Here is a 17,145-nt window from a genome sequence, read left to right as displayed (position 1 = left end):
CCCCGCTCAGAAGTGGTGCAGCAGGTCGCCGAACGCCGGCAGCCGCAGCACCTTCGCGTCGTCCGGGTCGAGTTCCCCGTGCTCCAGGACCCAGGTGTGGTCGTGCGGGATGAACACCGCGTTGAGGCCCGCCGAACGGGCGGGCAGGATGTCCGACTTCGGGGAGTTGCCGATCATCCACGTCGCGGCCGGCACCAGGTCGTAGGCGCGGACCAGCTCCTCGTAGGTGGCGATGTCCTTCTCCGCCACGATGTGCACACCACGGAAGTGCCGGGTCAGCCCGGAGGCCGTCACCTTCCGCTGCTGCTCCTCGGCGTCGCCCTTGGTCAGCAGCAGCAGGTCGTGCCGCCGGGCCAGCTCGGCCAGGGTCTCGGCCACCCCCGGCATCAGCTCCACCCGGTCCCCGGCGAAAGCCGCCGCCCACCCGGCGATCCGCGCCGACTCCTCGGCCGTCGCGGCCCGTCCGCGCAGCCGCTCCACACACTCCCCGAGGCTGTGCAGAAACACCTTGCTGCCGTAACCGAGCGTCCGCGCGTTCGCCGCCTCGATCCCGTCGAGCACCGCCCGCGCCCCGGCCCGGTCGTGCCCGGGGCCGGCCATCCACCCCAGGAACTCGTCGATGACCCGCTCGAAGATCACGTTGTTCTCCCACAACGTGTCATCCGCATCGAAGATCAGCATCCGCCCCGTCAGCCCTTCTCCCGTGTCACCGGCCGCTCCGCCGACCCGCGCACCCTACGCAGACCGGAACGACGCCCGCACCGGAAATTCGCCACCCCCCCGTGGCGGACTCCGCCCCCGGCCGGGCGGACTCCGCCCCCGGCCGCCGGGCCCCGCCCGGCCCTGCTCCGTACCCGCCCACCGCCGCCCCGCACCCGGGCCCCGCGATCAGGCGACCGGGTCCCCGGGCCACTCCGCCAGCCGCAGCCGGCTCTCGAACCGCCGGACGCGGCCGTCCACCGGGTCGGTGAACTCCAGGACCCTGGCGAGCAGTTGCAGCGGCTCGCCGAAGTCGTCGGGGGCCGGGTCCCGGACGACCGGATAGACCGGGTCGTGGCGGATCGGCAGCCCGAGCCCGTTCATGTGCACCCGCAGCTGATGGGTGCGGCCGGTCGCGGGCAGCAGCCGGTAGCGCCCGAGCCCGCCCCGCCGCCCGACGAGCTCGATCCGGCTCTCGGCATTGGCCGCCCCGGCCTCCTCACGCGCGGCCATCACCCCGCGCTCCTTCACGATCCGGCTGCGCACCGTCACCGGCAGCGCCACCGTCCCGTCGTACGGCGCCACCGCCTCGTACTCCTTGCGCACCCGCCGCGCGCCGAACAGGTTCTGGTACGCGCCCCGGTCCTCGGGCCGTACGACGAACAGCGCCAGCCCCGCCGTCAGCCGGTCGAGCCGGTGCGCGGGCTGCAGCGCGGGCAGCCCGAGATCCCGCCGCAGCCGCGCCAGCGCGGTCTCGGTGATGTGCCGCCCGCGCGGTGTGGTGGCGAGGAAGTGCGGCTTGTCGGCGACCACGATCCGCTCGTCCCGGTGGACGATCCCCACCTCGAAGGGCACCGGCACCTCCGGCGCGAAGTCCCGGTGGAACCACACAAACCGCCCGGCCGCGTACGGCTCGTCCCCGCTCAGCACCCTGTCCGCCCCGACGAACCGCCCCGCCCCCAGCATGGCGTCCACCCGCCCGGCCCCGATCGCCCCCTGGAACCGGTCGACCAGATGGTCCCGGACCGTGCCCCACACCCCCTCCGGATCGGCGGGCAGCCGCACCCGTACGGGGTCGATCCCGTCACGCTGGGGGAGCGGGGCGGGCGGAACCGGCGATCTGCGTCTCACCCGCCAAGAGAACACCGGCCGGGCCGCGGCCTCAAGTCGGTACGGAAGGCGACCGCGCCCGGACCGGGCGTGAGCGGCACCGCCCGCCGCGGGCCGGAAGCGGAAACGACATCGCGCCCCGGCCGAGCGGCCGGGGCGGGCGATGTCCTGCGAAGTGTCCGAGGGGGGACTTGAACCCCCACGCCCGATAAAGGGCACTAGCACCTCAAGCTAGCGCGTCTGCCATTCCGCCACCCGGACAAGGTGTCTGCCGTTGCGGCCTGGGCCGTTCCGACGTGGAAAACAATAGCAAACCTTCGGGGGTGGTCGATCACCCGCACGGTTGGCCGGACGAAGCCCTGTGACCAGGGCATGTCGGGAGTATTGCGCCCTTGGGCACAGGGGGTGGCGGGTGGAGGATGGCAGTGGACCCCGCCGCGGGCCGCGCTCCTCCGGGCGCGCGATGCGGCCGTGAACCCAGAGGAGGCACTGTGCGTGAGCTCTGCGAGCGACCCAGGGAGAAGGGCGCGCCCCGCGACTGCGGGGCCGGGCGAAGCGAGGTTGCGGTATGAGTGAGTCGCAGCCGTCCCGTACGGTCACCGGAGAGGACGAGGTGGTCGACCTGTGCCGGGACCTGATCAGGATCGACACCAGCAACTACGGCGACCACTCGGGCCCGGGTGAGCGGGCCGCCGCCGAGTACGTCGCGGAGAAGCTCGCCGAGGTCGGCCTGGAGCCGCAGATCTTCGAGTCCCACAAGGGCCGCGCCTCGACCGTCGCCCGGATCGAGGGCGAGGACCGCTCGCGGCCCGCGCTGCTCATCCATGGCCACACCGACGTCGTCCCCGCCAACGCCGACGACTGGACCCACCACCCCTTCTCCGGCGAGATCGCCGACGGCTGCGTCTGGGGCCGGGGCGCGGTCGACATGAAGGACATGGACGCGATGACCCTGGCGGTCGTCCGGGACCGGCTGCGCACCGGCCGCAAGCCGCCGCGCGACATCGTGCTGGCGTTCCTCGCGGACGAGGAGGCGGGCGGCACCTACGGCGCGCGCTACCTCGTCGACCACCACCCGCACCTCTTCGAGGGCGTCACGGAGGCGATCAGCGAGGTCGGCGGCTTCTCCTTCACCGTCAACGAGCAGGTGCGGCTCTACCTCATCGAGACGGCCCAGAAGGGCATGCACTGGATGAAGCTGACCGTGGACGGCAGCGCCGGACACGGTTCGATGATCCACAAGGACAACGCCATCACCGAACTGTCCGAGGCCGTCGGGCGGTTGGGCCGGCACGAGTTCCCGGTGCGGGTCACGAAGACCCTGCGGTCCTTCCTCGACCAGCTCGGCGACGCGCTGGGCACCGAACTCGACCCGGAGGACATGGACGCCACGCTGGCGAAGCTCGGCGGCATCGCCAAGCTGATCGGCGCCTCGCTCAAGAACACCGCCAACCCCACGCAGCTGGGCGCCGGTTACAAGGTCAACGTCATCCCGGGACAGGCCGTCGCCCATGTCGACGGCCGCTTCCTGCCGGGCTACGAGGAGGAGTTCCTCGCCGACGTCGACCGGCTCCTGGGCCCGCGCGTCAAGCGCGAGGACGTCCACGCGGACAAGGCGCTGGAGACCACCTTCGACGGTGCGCTGGTCCAGGCGATGCAGTCGGCGCTGCAGGCCGAGGACCCGATCGCGCGGGCGGTGCCGTACATGCTCTCCGCCGGTACGGACGCCAAGTCCTTCGACGACCTCGGAATCCGCGGATTCGGCTTCGCCCCGCTGAAGCTGCCGCCGGAGCTGGACTTCGCGGGGATGTTCCACGGGGTCGACGAGCGAGTGCCGGTGGACGGACTGAAGTTCGGGGTGCGGGTGCTCGACCGGTTCATCGAACAGAGCTGAATTCGGCGCGGTTTTCCTGCCTTTCGCGCCGGCTTCGCTGAAAAGAGTGAACGCACCGATGTGTTCGTAGCTTGAACGGCATTTTCCTCGTTGCAGTCAGTGCGGTCCGCGGCTGGGATCGTATTGGCTACAAGGAGGAATAATGATCAAGAAGGTCGTCGCTGCTGCCGCAGTCGCTGGTGGTGTCGTACTCGCCGGTGCGGGCCTGGCCGTTGCCGACTCGGGTGCCCAGGGCATGGCCCTGAACTCCCCGGGTGTGGTGTCCGGCAACACCATTCAGGTTCCGGTCCAGGTCCCGGTGAACGCCTGCGGCAACACGGTCTCCGTGATCGGGCTGCTGAACCCCGCCTTCGGTGCCGGCTGCGTCAACAAGTGACCTTCTGACGCCCTTTGGCGTTGTATTTACACCCGTAAAAGGGTCTGACTCGGTTCGGCTCCGGGTGCGTGCCATGCGATCCGGAGCCGCTGAGCATTTCGACGGGCGGGTGGATCTTTCCGAAGACCGCCACTCGTCCGTATTCCTGTAAGGCACTAGGCAGGGGAACAAGCTATGAGACAGGTCGCACGAAAGGGCCTGATTACCGCGGCCGCCGCCAGTGGCGTACTCGCCATGGCCGCCGGATACGCACACGCCGACGCGGGGGCCGCCGGAGGCGCGGCCAACTCGCCGGGTGTGGGCTCCGGCAACAACGTTCAGGTTCCGGTCCATGTGCCGGTGAACGCCTGCGGTAACACCGTCAACGTCGTCGGCCTGCTGAACCCCGCGTTCGGCAACCGCTGCGCCAACGATGTCGGTGGCAGGCACAACGGCGGACACCACCAGGGCGGGCACACCGGGGCCGGCGCCGCCGGCACCACCTCGAACTCGCCGGGTATCGCATCGGGCAACAATGTCCAGGCTCCGGTCGACGTGCCGGTGAACGCCTGTGGCAACAACGTGACGGGCGGCGGGCTGCTGAACCCCGCGTTCGGCAACCACTGCTCCAACGGGTCGTCGGTGACCCCGGGCCGGCCGCACCACCCGGGCAAGCCGCACCACCCCGGCAAGCCCCACAACCCGGGCAAGCCGCACGAGCCGAGCAAGCCGCACCACCCGAGCACGCCGCACCACCCCGGCAAGCCCCACAACCCGGGCACGCCGAGCCAGCAGACCCCGCACAAGCCGGCCAAGCCGCAGACCGGGGGGCCCAGCCAGCAGGCGACGCCCGCCAAGCCCTCCGGGCACCTCGCGCACACCGGTGCAGGGTCGATCGGTTACGCGGTTCCGGCCAGCGCCGGGATGCTGCTGGGTGGCGCCCTGCTCTACCGCAAGGCGCGCGCCGCACGCCGGTGACCAGCGGCGGATAACCCACCGGAAGATCAGCGAGCGGGTCCCGTTCCGACGGGGCCCGCTCCGCTGCGTTCGTCTCCGGTGGCGCTCACCACGTGGCGCGGAGCTGGCGGATGATCCGGCGGCGCAGCCGCACCTTACGGCTCCCGTCGGGGTTCAGACGCAGTCGGTCCAACTCCCAGTCTCCGTACTCGGCATGGTCGGTCAGCAGGCGTGTGGCAGCCTTCCGGGAGACTCCCCGGGGCACATACACATCGCAGAATTCGTATTCCGGCATCGCATCTATTGTGCGGGACCGGCCCCGGTACGGATAGCGTCTGCACTATGTCTGATGCTGCGCAGCCTTCCGCCGCCGAGGTACGTGCCGCCGCCGAGGCGGTCAAAGCCGCGCTGGACCGTCACCTCGACGCGGTCGAACGCCGCTCGGGGCAGGATGATCCGGCCGTGTACGCCGCGTTCGACGAGCTCGCCGCGGCCGCTGAGGTCTATGACGAGCTGCTCTACGACACCTACGACGAGGTCACCCCCTTCGAGATCCCCGGAAACGAGGCGCTGCCCGCATACGCGGGCCCGGAAGAGCCGAGTGCGCTGAGCGTGCTGATCCGGCGCGACTACACCGTCGCCGCACCGCAGCGGCTGCTGCATCAGGCGCAGCGCATCGCCGACCTCGATCCGGACGCCGCCGACGGGGCGGCGGTCAGCGGCGCCGATGCCGCCGCGGTCGTCGGGACCAGCGTGCACGCGGCGCTCGGTGTGCTCTTCGGGGAGTTCGAACCGGACGAGATCGCCTCCCGGCACAAGGAGTTCGGCCTGGAGGAGGGCGACTCCACGCTGTGGGTGGCGGCCGCCGACGACCCGCCCGAGGCGGGGGAGTGGCTGTCCGCGCCGTTCGACCAGGCGGACCCCCAGCGGGTGGTGTGCCGCTTCGACGTCAGCGCGGTCTTCGACGAGGAACTGGGCGAGGACGACCTGATGGAGCCGCTCGACAACGAACGGTGACGGCGGCGCCGGAAGGGGACGGGTCGCGCCGGATCGGCGTGCGCGGCCTCTGACCCCGCCCGGCGCCGGGCCGGAGCCGCCTCCTGGCCCGTGTGTGCCGCTGCCCCGGCCCGTCCGCAGGTTCTGCGACGGGCCGGGGCAGCGGCGTACGGGCCGTCCGGCGGGAGCCCGGGGCGGCGGCTCAGCCGGCCGCGGGCTCCTCGGTGGTCTGCACGCTCTGCTGGAGCAGGCTGCGCAGCCGGGTGGTGCGCTCCTTCACGGGGACCTCGGCGACCGCCCGAGCCAGCGCCTGGTCGGCGCCCTGGACGACCGACAGATGCCGCTCGCCGCGGCTGAAGGCGGTGTAGACCCAGGCGCGGGTCAGCCCGCCGGTGGCGTCCCCGGGCAGCACGACCACCGCGGCGGGCCAGCGGGTGCCGGCCGCCTGATGGGCGGTGAGCGCCCAGCCGTGGCGTACGGCGCCCGTGCCGACCTGCTCGCGCGGCACCACGACCGCGGTGCCGTCGCAGTCGAGATGCAGCCCGGCGGCGTCCGCGCCGGTGACGCTGCCGGGCACCGTGCGGCCGGGCGCCGGGGCGTAGGCCACCCGGTCGCCGGGGTCGAAGCCGCCGAACCGGCCGGGGCCGGGATTGAGCCGTTCCTTGAGGGCGGCGTTGAGCGCGCGGGTGCCGGCCGCGCCGCCGTGGCCGACCGTGATGACCTGGGTCTGCTCCGCGGGGACACCGAGCGCCCGGGGCACCGAATCGGCGACCAGCTGGACGGTGCGGTGCACCGCCTCAGCGGCGTCCCGCACCGGGACGATCACGACCTCCTTGCCGGGCGCCTCGACCTGGCTCAGCTCCCCGATGCCGATGCCCGACACCAGCTCGCCGACGGGGCCGAAGTCCGGGGTGCGGGAGGCGATCTGCGGACAGAAACGGGACGCCAGCAGATCGGCGAACAGCCGGCCGGGACCGGCGGACCACAGCACGCCCGGGTCGCCGCTGAGCACCAGCCGGGTCCCGTCGGTCAGCGACTCGACGAGCAGCGCGGCGGTCTCCAGGTCCAGCTGCGGGGCGTCCAGCACGACCAGCAGATCGAGCGCGAGGGCGCCGTCCGCGTCCCGTCCCGGGCCCTGCCGGCCGGACAGCAGGCCGGAGACCGTCACCGCGGCCGTCGCGGCCGTCGCGGGGTCTGGGGAGCCCGTGGCCGGGGTGCCGGGCGCGGCCTCGGTGAGGTGGGCGGCCAGGCGTCGGCGGCCGTTCTCGGTGTGGGTGGCGCCGACGGCGCGCAGGCCCAGCGAGCGGGCCGCGGCGATCAGCGCGGCCGGCTCGGCGCGGGCCGCCTCCGCGCCGGTATGGGCCACCAGGCCGTGCTGCGCGGCGGCCCGGATCAGCTCCGCTGCGGACGGCGACGGCGCGGCGGACGCGGCGGCCTCCCAGGCGGCGGCGGTGGGCCGCGCGGGCCGGGGGGCCGTGTCGCCGTCGGTGGGGGCTTCGGTGGTGGGGTCCCCGGCGGGGGTGCTCTCCGTGGCGGCGGCGTCCTCGTCGCCGTCGGCCGGCTCCGCGTCGGCCGTGGCTCCGGCGGTCCCGGCCGCCGCCGGGTCGTCCTGGGCCGGCTCCGCCACCGCCGCGAAGGTGTTGAGCAGGCGGGCCAGACCGTCGGCGACGCTCTCCTCGGCCATCGCGAAGCGGTCCAGGCCGAGCAGGATACGGACCGGCTGCTCCGCCTCGTCCTCGTCCTCGCCCGCGGCCGGACGCGGGCGGCCCGGCTCGTCGATGGCGTCCTGGAAGACCAGCACCGCACCGTCGGCGATGGCGGACTGCAGGGCGTCATCGGGGTCGGGCACCGCGCGCTGGGCGAGGGCCGCGCGCAGTGCGGCGGCCTCCAGGGCGGAGTGGCCCGCGAGCGCGGCCTGTTCCAGCAGCCAGCCGACCAGCGCCTGTGCGCGCCGCGGGTCGCCCGGTCCGCAGTCGGGGCCGAGCAGCGCCCGGGCGAAGCCGTCGGCTTGCTCGGGGCGCACCCCGGGCACGCCGAGCAGGAGCCAGGGGTCCTCGCTCAGCGCCTCGGCGGCGCGCTCGCCCAGCACCTCGGCGGCCCGCTCGGCCAGCGTCTCGGGGGCACCGCCCGCGGCGAGCACCTGCCGAACGCCCTCGGCTCCGGGGGCTGTTGGCATGGCGGGCCGGGGAGTGGGGGCTGCCGGTGCGGGGGCCGGGGCCGGGGCGGCGCCATGGTTGTCCGGGGTGCCCGTACGGTCCGGACCGCCGGGTTCCGGTGCGGTGCGCTGCCGCGCCGCCGCCTGGTCCGGGCCCGTGGGTCCGCCTTGCGGGGCGGCCTCGGGCGGCCGGGCGGCCGGGGTGGCCGGTTTGGCGGGCCGGGGGGCTTCGTTGAAGAACGAGGCGGCCGGGCGCTCGCCGCTCTCCACGGCCCGCACCGCAGCCGCCAGCGCCTCCGCGGTCGCCTTGGCCGCCCCGGAAGCCGCGCTCCCCTTCACCGCACCGGGGGCCGCGGTTCCGTCCTCGGCCTCGGCTCCCGAAGCCGGGGTGCCGGACTCCGCACTGGGAGCCGGGGTTGAGGGCTCCGGGCCGGAAACCGGTGTGCCGGGTTCCGCTCCCGATGCCGGGGTTGAGGGCTCCGCTCCGGCAGCCCCGGCCGTCCCGTCGTTCACGGCCGCGTCTCCGCCGGGCGCCGCCGCGTCCCCGCTGGACGCCGCCGCGTCCTCGTCCGGCGCCCCCGCGCCTCCCTGTGCCGCCGTGTCCTCGGGTGTCTGGGCCTCCGCGGTGCCGGGTGCGGCCTCCTGCCCGGGCGGGGTTTCGCCGGCGAGGCGGTCGGTGCTCACAGCGTGCTCCAGTCGTGATCGGGGTAGTGGTGCACCGGCGCCGAAACATCGTCCAGCGCCCGGCGGATCTCGTCAGGAAGACTAAGGGTCTCCACTGACAACGCGGCTCTGAGCTGCTGCGCTGTGCGGGCGCCCAGCACCGGCGCGGTGACTCCGGGGCGGTCGCGGACCCAGGCGAGCGCGACCTGGAGCGGGGTGACGGCCAGTCCGTCGGCGGCGGTGGTGACCGCCTCGACGACCCGGCTCGCCGTCTCGTCGAGATAGGGCGCGACGAACGCCGCCAGATGGTCCGAGGCACCACGGGAGTCGGCGGGTGTCCCATGGCGGTACTTCCCGGTCAGCACACCCCGGCCGAGCGGTGACGACGGCAGCAGGCCGATCCCGAGATCGAGCGCCGCGGGCAGCACCTCCCGCTCGATGCCGCGCTGGAGGAGGGAGTACTCCATCTGTGCGCTCGCGAGCCGGTTGCGCGCCCCGGGCGCCGCGAGCTGCCAGGTGCCTGCCTTGGCGAGCTGCCAGCCGGAGAAGTTCGACAGCCCCACATAGCGCGCCCGGCCGCTGGCGACGGCGAGGTCGAGGGCCTGCAGCGTCTCCTCCAGCGGTGTGTGCGGATCGAAGGCGTGCAGCTGCCAGAGGTCGACGTAGTCGGTGCCGAGCCGCTCCAGGGAGGCGTCCAGGGCGGCGAGGAGATGGCGCCGGGAGCCGTCCACCCTGCGGTCCGTCTCCAGGACGCTGCCGGCCTTGGTGGCGATCACCAGGTCCTCGCGCGGCACCAGTTCCTCCGTCAGCCTGCCCAGGAGGTATTCGGCGCCGCCGTCGGCGTAGATGTCGGCGGTGTCCACGAGACTGCCGCCGGCCTCCCAGAACGCCTTGAGCTGGTCGGCGGCTTCCTGCTCGTCCGTGTCGCGGGTCCAGGTCAGGGTGCCGAGCCCGAGGCGGGAGACGCGCAGGCCCGTACGGCCGAGGTGCCTTTGCTCCATGGACCTTGAGATTACTGGGCGAAAGCCGCCGTCAGGGGACCTGTGGACAACCTGCCGATGACAGCCGGCGCGGCCGGGGGCTACAGTCCCCGCAACAGCGACGTTACTGATGGGTAAGGGGAGCGGCATGAGGCTTGGCATCAACCTCGGCTACTGGGGCGCCGGGATGGACTCCGACAATCTCGCGGTGGCACAGGAGGCCGACCGCCTCGGCTACTCCGTCTGCTGGGCCGCGGAGGCCTACGGTTCCGACGCCCCCACTGTGCTCTCCTGGGTCGCGGCCCAGACCGAGCGGATCGACATCGGCTCGGCGATCTTCCAGATCCCGGCGCGCGCCCCCGCGATGACCGCGATGACGGCGGCGACCCTGGACTCCCTCTCCGGAGGCCGGTTCCGGCTGGGGCTCGGCGTCTCGGGGCCGCAGGTGTCCGAGGGCTGGTACGGCGTCAAGTTCGACAAGCCGCTGGCGCGCACCCGCGAGTACGTGGACATCGTCCGCAAGGCGATGTCGCGCGAGCGGCTCTCCTACGAGGGCGAGCACTGGACCCTGCCGCTGCCGGGTGGTCCGGGCAAGCCGCTGAAGCTCACCGTGCACCCGCAGCGTGAGCACATCCCGCTCTACATCGCCGCGATCGGCCCCAAGAACCTCCAGCAGACCGGTGAGATCGCCGACGGCGCGCTGCTGATCTTCCCCTCGGCCGACCACCTGGAGGAGACCGCGATCGCGCACCTCCGGGCCGGCCGCGAGAAGGCGGGCAAGACGCTGGACGGCTTCGACGTCTGTCCGACGCTGCCGCTGGCCGTCGGCGCGGACAAGGACGTCAGCGCGCTGGCCGACATGTTCCGCCCGTACACCGCCCTGTACGTCGGCGGCATGGGCAGCCCGAAGCAGAACTTCTACAACCAGCTCGCCCAGCGCATGGGCTACGAGAAGGAAGCCGCCGAGATCCAGGGCAAGTACCTGTCCGGCGACAAGGAGGGCGCCGCCGCCGCGATCCCTGAGCGCCTGATCGACCAGACCACGCTGCTCGGCTCCGTGGAGCGGATCGCCGAGCGGATGCAGGCCTACGCGGCGGTCGGTGTGACCACGCTGACGCTGGCTCCGGCGGGCTTCACCCTGGAGGACCGGCTGGCGTCGCTGCGGGCCGGTACCGAGGCCCTGGAGCGCGCCGGTCTGGCGTAACGGCGAGAGGGGTGCGGGCCTGTCGGCCGGTGCCCGGCCCGGTGCCCGGAGTGCCGGGCGGATGCGGCTCCGCGGCCGTGGTGGGGGCTCGGGGGTCTTCCCCACCACGGCCGTCAGGCAGCACAACGCGGTCACGGGTACCCGGGTTACGCCCGCGACGGGGGCCTGCCTCGCCCGAACGGCCGAACGGACCGCCGCTCCGGTTGCCGCTCACGGAACACCCCACTTGACTTTTTCTTTACGGGTGTGTCCGTTCGGAGGTGGCATAGATGCTCTCGGCCCGAAGTCTCTTCGAGGAGATCGTCGGCAACGACGACTCCTTCCGTCTGTTCTGTTCCATCGCGGCCAGCGGCGAGGCCCAGGGCGGCTGGGAGAACGGCCGGATCGCCGCGCTGCTGCCCGCCTCCATGGCCGCGCTGGCGCCCAAGGTCGCCCGGCACGGCACCGACGAGGACAAACACGGCCGGATCTTCCAGGCCCTGATGCGCAAGCGCGGAATGACGCCGGCCCCGGTCCCGGTGGAGACCGACTACACCGCGCTGCTGGAGCGGCGGGGCATCGGCCTGACGCACGACAAGCTGCGCCGCGAGGAGCCGCTCACCGAGCTCGACATCATCACCTACCTGTCCCACAGCCGGGTCACCGAAGAGCGCGCCTCCGGCCAGATGCTGATGCTCACCAAGTACTTCGGCGACCACCCCGAGCTGGGCAGGGCGGTCCGGATGATCTCCGATGACGAGGACAACCACCTCGCGTACTGCCACGAGGAGCTGCTGCGGCTGGCCCGCGCCGGGCACGGCCGCACCATCCAGCGCATCCTGCGGGAGTGCGCCCGGGCCGAGATCGTCGTCTACCGGGACGTCAGCCTGGCGGTGATGGCCCATATGGGCCGCATCCTGAAGTGGTCCGGGCCGAAGTCCGCCGCGCTCGCCGCCGGCATCTGGGCGGTGTACTGCTACGAGCGGGTGGCCGGCTGGCGGCGGATGGTCGGCCTCCGGATGCCCGAGCGGCGGAACGCGCTGGGCGGACCTGCCACCCCCGAGCCGGAGTTCGCCTGAGCGGACGGGCCCCACGCGCACCGGACGGCCCGGCCTGGCCTCAATGGCGCTCGACGTCCCAGGATCACCGGCACGGACAGCCAGCCGTGGCCCGCCGTCCCGGCCCTGACCGGCCGCGTCAGAGCCAGCCGCGGCGCTTGAACAGCCGGTACAGCGACAGCTCGATGAGGACCATCACCCCGATGATCACCGGATACCCCAGGCTCCACTTCAGCTCCGGCATGGTGTCGAAGTTCATGCCGTAGACGCCGGCGATCAGGGTGGGCACGGCCGCCAGCGCCGCCCAGGCCGAGATCTTGCGCATGTCGTCGTTCTGCCGGACGCCCATCTGCGCGAGGTGGGCGGCGAGGATGTCCGACAGCAGCCGGTCCAGGCCCTCCACCGACTCGTTGGCGCGGGTGAGGTGGTCGTCGACGTCGCGGAAGAACGGCCGGGCGTGCGCGTGCACGAACGGCACCCCGGGATTCTGCAGCCGGGTCATCGGCTCCGCCAGCGGGCCGGTCGCCCGGCGGAATTCGAGCACCTCACGCTTGAACGCGTAGATCTGGGCGGCGGTGTTCCTGGTGTCCCGGCCGCGTACCGGAGCGAACACCTCCGCCTCCAACTCCTCCAGATCCAGCTGGAGTTCGGCGGCCACCTCGATGTAGTGGTCCACCACCGCGTCACTGACCGCGTACAGCACCGCCCCCGGGCCGTGCCGCAGGATCTCCGGGTGCTCCTCCAGCCGGTGCCGCACCGCCGCCAGCGGGCTGGCCTCCCCGTGCCGGACGGTGACGACGAACGAGTCCCCCACGAAGACCATCAGCTCCGAAGCGGTCACCGTGTCCGCCCGGTCGTCGTAGGTGACCGGCTTCAGCACCAGGAACAGCGAGTCGTCGTAGACCTCCAGCTTGGGCCGCTGATGCGCCTTGAGCGCGTCCTCGACGGCCAGCGGGTGCAGCGCGAAATCGGACCGGACGCGCGCGAACTCCTCCTCCGTCGGCTCGTGCATCCCCAGCCACAGGAAGGAGTGCCCCTCGGCCCGCGCCTCCTCCAGGGCGCGGGAGAAGTCGGTCGCGCACTCGGTGCGACGGCCCTCCCGGTAGATGGCGCTGTCGACGATCACACCGGCATTCTCGCGCTTCGCCCGGCCCCCTGCCAGGAAGGCGCCCGGTGACCTCCCGGGAAGGGGGGCGGGGAACGTAGGGTGGCGGTCATGCCCACGCTGATCCTGGTGCGGCACGGCCGCTCCACCGCCAATACCGCCGGGGTGCTCGCCGGGCGGGCGCCCGGAGTCGCCCTCGACGAGCACGGCGCCGCCCAGTCCGCCGCACTGCCCGCGCGGCTGGCGCAGGTGCCGCTGACCGCTGTCGTCTCCAGCCCGCTGCAGCGCTGCCGGGAGACCGTGGCGCCGCTGCTGGAGGCCCGGCCGTGGCTCACGCTGCACGTCGAGGACCGGATCAGCGAGTGCGACTACGGCACGTGGTCGGGCCGGAAGCTCGCCGAGCTGAACGACGAGCCGCTGATGGAGGTCGTCCAGCAGCACCCGTCCGCGGCCGCCTTCCCCGGCGGGGAGTCGATGCGTGCGATGCAGGCCCGCGCGGTGGACGCGGTACGCGACTGGAACGCCCGGATCGGGGAGGCGCACGGCCCCGAGGCGACGTACGCCATGTGCTCGCACGGCGACATCATCAAGGCCCTGGTCGCCGACGCCCTGGGCATGCACCTCGACCTCTTCCAGCGGATCTCCGTCGAGCCCTGCTCGGTCACCGCGATCCGCTACACCCGGCTCCGCCCCTACCTCGTCCGGCTCGGGGACACCGGTGACTTCGGCTCGCTCGCGCCCCGGGAGGGCGGCGCCGCCGCCGGGGAGGGCAGGGACGCGGCCGTCGGCGGTGGTGCGGGAGCAGCGTGATCAGTCGGCGCAGTAGGGTGGTGCGACGGCGCTGCCCGCCACGCACCTGCGATCCGCGCAGTGACCGCAGGACGTGCAGCGACCGCAGTGACCCCGCAGTCGAGCAATCGGAGCAGGACGTTGTCCCGTCAGGTGTTCTTCTACGACGCGCCGGACCGCTTCGTGGCCGGTACGGTCGGGCTGCCTGGCCGCCGTAGCTTCTACCTCCAGGCCACCGCGGCCGGCCGCACCACCAGCGTCGCTCTGGAGAAGACGCAGGTCGCCGCGCTCGCCGAGCGGATCGACGAACTGCTGGACGAGGTCGTACGACGCAGTGGCGGCAACGCCCCGGTGCCCGCCGTCTCGCCCACCGAGCTGAGCGACACCGCACCGCTGGAGTCGCCGGTCGAGGAGGAGTTCCGGGTCGGGACGATGGCGCTCGCCTGGGACGGCGAGGACGAGCGGATGATCGTCGAGGCGCAGGCCCTGGTCGAGCTGGAGGCGGACAGTGACGAGGACCTCGCCGACGCCGAGGAGCGGCTGCTCCAGGACGACGAGAACGGCCCGCCGATGCTGCGGGTGCGGCTGACCGGAACGATGGCCAGGGCGTTCGCCAAGCGGGCGCTGGAGGTCGTCAACGCCGGCCGCCCGCCGTGCCCGCTGTGCAGCCTGCCGCTCGACCCGGAGGGACACGTATGCCCGCGCCAGAACGGATACCGGCGGGACGCCTGAGCGCCATGGAGTCCGCCGCCGAGCCCGCCGTGCCGCTGCCCGGCCCCGGCCGCCCGCAGGACCCGCCACCGGCCGCACCACAGCCCGCGGGGAACCCGTCGGACACGCTGCTCGCCGAAGGGGAGCTGACCGTCCGCGGCCGCATCCAGGAGGCGTCCAACGCGGTGCTCTACTGCACGGTCGCCCTCGACGGCCGCAGCGCCGCCTGTGTCTACAAGCCGGTCGCCGGTGAGCGCCCGCTGTGGGACTTCCCCGACGGCACGCTCGCCCAGCGGGAGGTCGCCGCGTACGACGTCTCCCGGGCCTGCGGCTGGGACCTGATCCCGCCGACGGTGCTGCGCGACGGCCCGTACGGGACCGGCATGGTCCAGGAGTGGATCGATCCGCCGGAGAGCAGCGACGAGGTGCCCGAGCTGCTGGCGCTGGTCGAGGACGACGAGCCCGGCCCCGGCTGGAAGGCGGTCGGGCCCGCTCAGATCGGCGAGGGCCGCACCGCGCTGCTGGTGCACGCCGACCATCCGCGGCTGCGGCGGCTCGCGGTGCTCGACGCGGTGATCAACAACGGTGACCGCAAGGGCGGCCATCTGCTGCCCGGCACCGGCGGGGAGTTTTTCGCCATTGACCACGGGGTGACCTTCCACGCCGAGGACAAGCTGCGCACGCTGCTGTGGGGGTGGGCGGGGGAGCCGCTGACCGACGAGGCGCGGGAGGTCCTGGCGGGCCTGCGGGAGGCGCTGGAGGACGGCGGGCCGCTCGCCGCCCGACTGGCCGAACTGATCACGGACGCCGAGACCGAGGCGTTGCGGGCGCGGGTGGCGGGGCTGCTGCACAGCGGCCGGCACCCGGAGCCGAGCGGCGCATGGCCCGCGATCCCCTGGCCGCCCGTCTGATCCGCCGGGAATCCGTGCCGCGGCGCCGGTGTTCTCTTGCACGTGCGATCGTCGAACACAAGACCGCCTTTCCGGCCAGACCTCCGGTCCGGTTCGTATGCGGAACATCCGTCCGGTTACGCTCAAGGCATGCATGCATGGCCCGCTTCTGAGGTCCCCGCCCTGCCCGGTCAGGGCCGCGACCTGAGGCTCCACGACACCGCGACCGGCGGACGGGTGACCCTCGACCCCGGTCCCGTCGCCCGTATCTACGTCTGCGGCATCACGCCGTACGACGCCACCCACATGGGGCACGCGGCGACCTACAACGCGTTCGACCTGGTCCAGCGCGTGTGGCTCGACACGAAGCGCCAAGTGCACTACGTGCAGAACGTCACCGATGTCGACGATCCGCTCCTGGAGCGGGCCGTGGCCACCGGCGACGACTGGACGGCGCTCGCCGAGCGCGAGACCGCCCTCTTCCGCGAGGACATGACGGCCCTGCGGATGCTGCCGCCCCGCCACTACATAGGCGCCGTCGAGTCGATACCCGCCATCGTCCCGCTGGTGGAGCGGCTGCGCGACGCCGGCGCCGCCTACGAACTGGACGGTGACACCTACTTCTCCGTCGAGTCCGACCCGCACTTCGGCGAGGTCTCCGGGCTGGACGCCGAGGCGATGCGGCTGCTGTCCGCGGAGCGCGGCGGCGACCCGGAGCGCGAGGGCAAGAAGAACCCGCTCGACCCGATGCTGTGGATGGCCGCCCGCGACGGCGAACCGAGCTGGGACGGCGGCTCGCTGGGCCGCGGCCGGCCCGGCTGGCACATCGAGTGCGTCGCCATCGCCCTGGACCACCTCGGCATGGGCTTCGACGTACAGGGCGGCGGCTCCGACCTCGCCTTCCCGCACCACGAGATGGGCGCCTCGCACGCCCAGGCGCTCACCGGCGAGCACCCGTTCGCCAAGGCGTATGTGCACGCCGGCATGGTGGCCCTGAACGGCGCGAAGATGTCCAAGTCCAAGGGCAACCTCGTCTTCGTCTCCGCGGTGCGGCGCGACGGCACCGACCCGGCCGCGATCCGGCTGGCGCTGCTCGCGCACCACTACCGCGCCGACTGGGAGTGGACCGACGCGGTGCTGGCGGAGGCCGTGGAGCGGCTGGCGCGCTGGCGGGCCGCGGTCTCCCGTCCTGACGGCCCGTCCGCTGACGCTCTCCTGGAGGAGATCCGTACGGCGCTCGCCGACGACCTGGACTCCCCGGCCGCCCTCGCGGCCGTGGACCGCTGGGCCGCCGCGCAGCAGGACGGGGGCGGCACCGACGAGGGCGCCCCCGGCCTCGTGTCCCGCGCGGTCGACGCGCTGCTCGGGGTGGCGCTGTAACGACCCGTCACATCCGTCTCAGGGGCGCTTCCGTCAGCCGGCGGAGGCGCCCCTTCTTCGTGCCGTCCCAGGACGTACGGGCCGGAAGGGCGGCAGGGCGAAGGGCAGGGGCGGGGGGGCGGGGGGGCCGGCGGGGGGGGGGGGCCCGCCGCGGGGGGGGGGGGGGCCGCCCGCCGCGGGGCCGCCCCCGGGCCGGGCCGGCCCCCCCCCCCGCGGGGCG

Annotated in this window: 16 protein-coding genes and 1 tRNA gene; 10 read left to right on the top strand and 7 right to left on the bottom strand. The window is 73.3% G+C overall.

Annotated elements, in window-relative coordinates:
* Positions 1-6: 6 nt before the first annotated feature.
* From ACGFN2_RS16570 to ACGFN2_RS16560, 3 genes are all read right to left on the bottom strand, one after another.
* On the bottom strand, positions 7-681 hold the full coding sequence (locus ACGFN2_RS16570) for an HAD family hydrolase (RefSeq protein WP_393360776.1): 675 nt from the start codon (positions 679-681) through the stop codon (positions 7-9).
* A gap of 207 nt (positions 682-888) precedes the next feature.
* Complete coding sequence (locus ACGFN2_RS16565) at positions 889-1,830, bottom strand: pseudouridine synthase (RefSeq protein WP_393360774.1); 942 nt, start codon at positions 1,828-1,830, stop codon at positions 889-891.
* Positions 1,831-1,985: 155 nt separating this feature from the next.
* Positions 1,986-2,070 (bottom strand) — tRNA-Leu (locus ACGFN2_RS16560).
* 307 nt (positions 2,071-2,377) lie between these two features.
* On the opposite strand from ACGFN2_RS16560, the gene ACGFN2_RS16555 reads away from it, so the two are divergent.
* From ACGFN2_RS16555 to ACGFN2_RS16545, 3 genes are all read left to right on the top strand, one after another.
* Positions 2,378-3,703, top strand: coding sequence for a M20/M25/M40 family metallo-hydrolase (locus tag ACGFN2_RS16555; RefSeq protein WP_362608516.1), 1,326 nt, complete (start codon positions 2,378-2,380; stop codon positions 3,701-3,703).
* A 142-nt stretch (positions 3,704-3,845) separates the two neighbouring features.
* A complete protein-coding gene (locus ACGFN2_RS16550; protein ID WP_362608514.1) occupies positions 3,846-4,079 on the top strand; it encodes a chaplin in 234 nt (77 codons plus the stop codon).
* A 174-nt stretch (positions 4,080-4,253) separates the two neighbouring features.
* Positions 4,254-5,036, top strand: a complete 783-nt coding sequence (locus tag ACGFN2_RS16545) for a chaplin (protein WP_362608513.1) — start codon at positions 4,254-4,256, stop codon at positions 5,034-5,036.
* An 85-nt stretch (positions 5,037-5,121) separates the two neighbouring features.
* On the opposite strand, the gene ACGFN2_RS16540 is transcribed toward ACGFN2_RS16545, so the two are convergent.
* Positions 5,122-5,310 carry a DUF5703 family protein gene (locus tag ACGFN2_RS16540; protein ID WP_393360772.1) on the bottom strand — a complete coding sequence of 63 codons (189 nt, stop codon included), beginning with the start codon at positions 5,308-5,310 and terminating at the stop codon, positions 5,122-5,124.
* Positions 5,311-5,357: 47 nt separating this feature from the next.
* Between ACGFN2_RS16540 and ACGFN2_RS16535 the strand changes: the two genes are divergently transcribed.
* Positions 5,358-6,032 carry a hypothetical protein gene (locus ACGFN2_RS16535; RefSeq protein ID WP_393360770.1) on the top strand — a complete coding sequence of 225 codons (675 nt, stop codon included), beginning with the start codon at positions 5,358-5,360 and terminating at the stop codon, positions 6,030-6,032.
* Between the two features lie 181 nt (positions 6,033-6,213).
* Here the strand turns inward: ACGFN2_RS16535 and ACGFN2_RS16530 are convergent, their stop codons facing one another.
* Positions 6,214-8,850 carry a helix-hairpin-helix domain-containing protein gene (locus tag ACGFN2_RS16530; RefSeq protein ID WP_393360768.1) on the bottom strand — a complete coding sequence of 879 codons (2,637 nt, stop codon included), beginning with the start codon at positions 8,848-8,850 and terminating at the stop codon, positions 6,214-6,216.
* Positions 8,847-9,830: an aldo/keto reductase gene (locus ACGFN2_RS16525; RefSeq protein WP_393360766.1), complete on the bottom strand. Its 984-nt coding sequence runs from the start codon at positions 9,828-9,830 to the stop codon at positions 8,847-8,849. Before ACGFN2_RS16525 ends, ACGFN2_RS16530 begins: the two co-directional genes overlap by 4 nt.
* A gap of 127 nt (positions 9,831-9,957) precedes the next feature.
* On the opposite strand from ACGFN2_RS16525, the gene ACGFN2_RS16520 reads away from it, so the two are divergent.
* Both ACGFN2_RS16520 and ACGFN2_RS16515 read left to right on the top strand, forming a co-directional pair.
* A complete protein-coding gene (locus tag ACGFN2_RS16520) occupies positions 9,958-11,013 on the top strand; it encodes an LLM class F420-dependent oxidoreductase (RefSeq protein ID WP_362608507.1) in 1,056 nt (351 codons plus the stop codon).
* A 269-nt stretch (positions 11,014-11,282) separates the two neighbouring features.
* Positions 11,283-12,071, top strand: coding sequence for a ferritin-like domain-containing protein (locus ACGFN2_RS16515; RefSeq protein WP_393360764.1), 789 nt, complete (start codon positions 11,283-11,285; stop codon positions 12,069-12,071).
* A gap of 118 nt (positions 12,072-12,189) precedes the next feature.
* Here ACGFN2_RS16515 and corA read toward each other — a convergent pair whose 3' ends face one another.
* Positions 12,190-13,176: a magnesium/cobalt transporter CorA gene (corA, locus tag ACGFN2_RS16510; protein WP_362608505.1), complete on the bottom strand. Its 987-nt coding sequence runs from the start codon at positions 13,174-13,176 to the stop codon at positions 12,190-12,192.
* A gap of 90 nt (positions 13,177-13,266) precedes the next feature.
* Here corA and ACGFN2_RS16505 point away from each other — a divergent pair, with 90 nt between their 5' ends.
* The 4 genes from ACGFN2_RS16505 to mshC all read left to right on the top strand — a co-directional run bounded on the left by ACGFN2_RS16505 (position 13,267) and on the right by mshC (position 16,925).
* The gene (locus ACGFN2_RS16505) at positions 13,267-13,965 is read left to right on the top strand and encodes a histidine phosphatase family protein (RefSeq protein ID WP_362608503.1); all 699 of its coding nucleotides are present in this window, start codon (positions 13,267-13,269) and stop codon (positions 13,963-13,965) included.
* Between the two features lie 120 nt (positions 13,966-14,085).
* Positions 14,086-14,676 carry a DUF3090 domain-containing protein gene (locus tag ACGFN2_RS16500; RefSeq protein ID WP_362608501.1) on the top strand — a complete coding sequence of 197 codons (591 nt, stop codon included), beginning with the start codon at positions 14,086-14,088 and terminating at the stop codon, positions 14,674-14,676.
* A complete protein-coding gene (locus tag ACGFN2_RS16495; protein ID WP_393360762.1) occupies positions 14,640-15,566 on the top strand; it encodes an SCO1664 family protein in 927 nt (308 codons plus the stop codon). Before ACGFN2_RS16500 ends, ACGFN2_RS16495 begins: the two co-directional genes overlap by 37 nt.
* Positions 15,567-15,695: 129 nt before the next feature.
* Positions 15,696-16,925, top strand: a complete 1,230-nt coding sequence (gene mshC / locus ACGFN2_RS16490) for a cysteine--1-D-myo-inosityl 2-amino-2-deoxy-alpha-D-glucopyranoside ligase (protein WP_362608498.1) — start codon at positions 15,696-15,698, stop codon at positions 16,923-16,925.
* Positions 16,926-17,145: the final 220 nt, after the last annotated feature.

Origin of the sequence: Streptomyces sp. NPDC048612 (genome assembly GCF_043199295.1) — a bacterium.
Lineage (GTDB): Bacteria > Actinomycetota > Actinomycetes > Streptomycetales > Streptomycetaceae > Streptomyces.
Note: the sequence above shows the minus strand (reverse complement) of the source record. Positions and strands in the feature narration are given on the sequence as shown.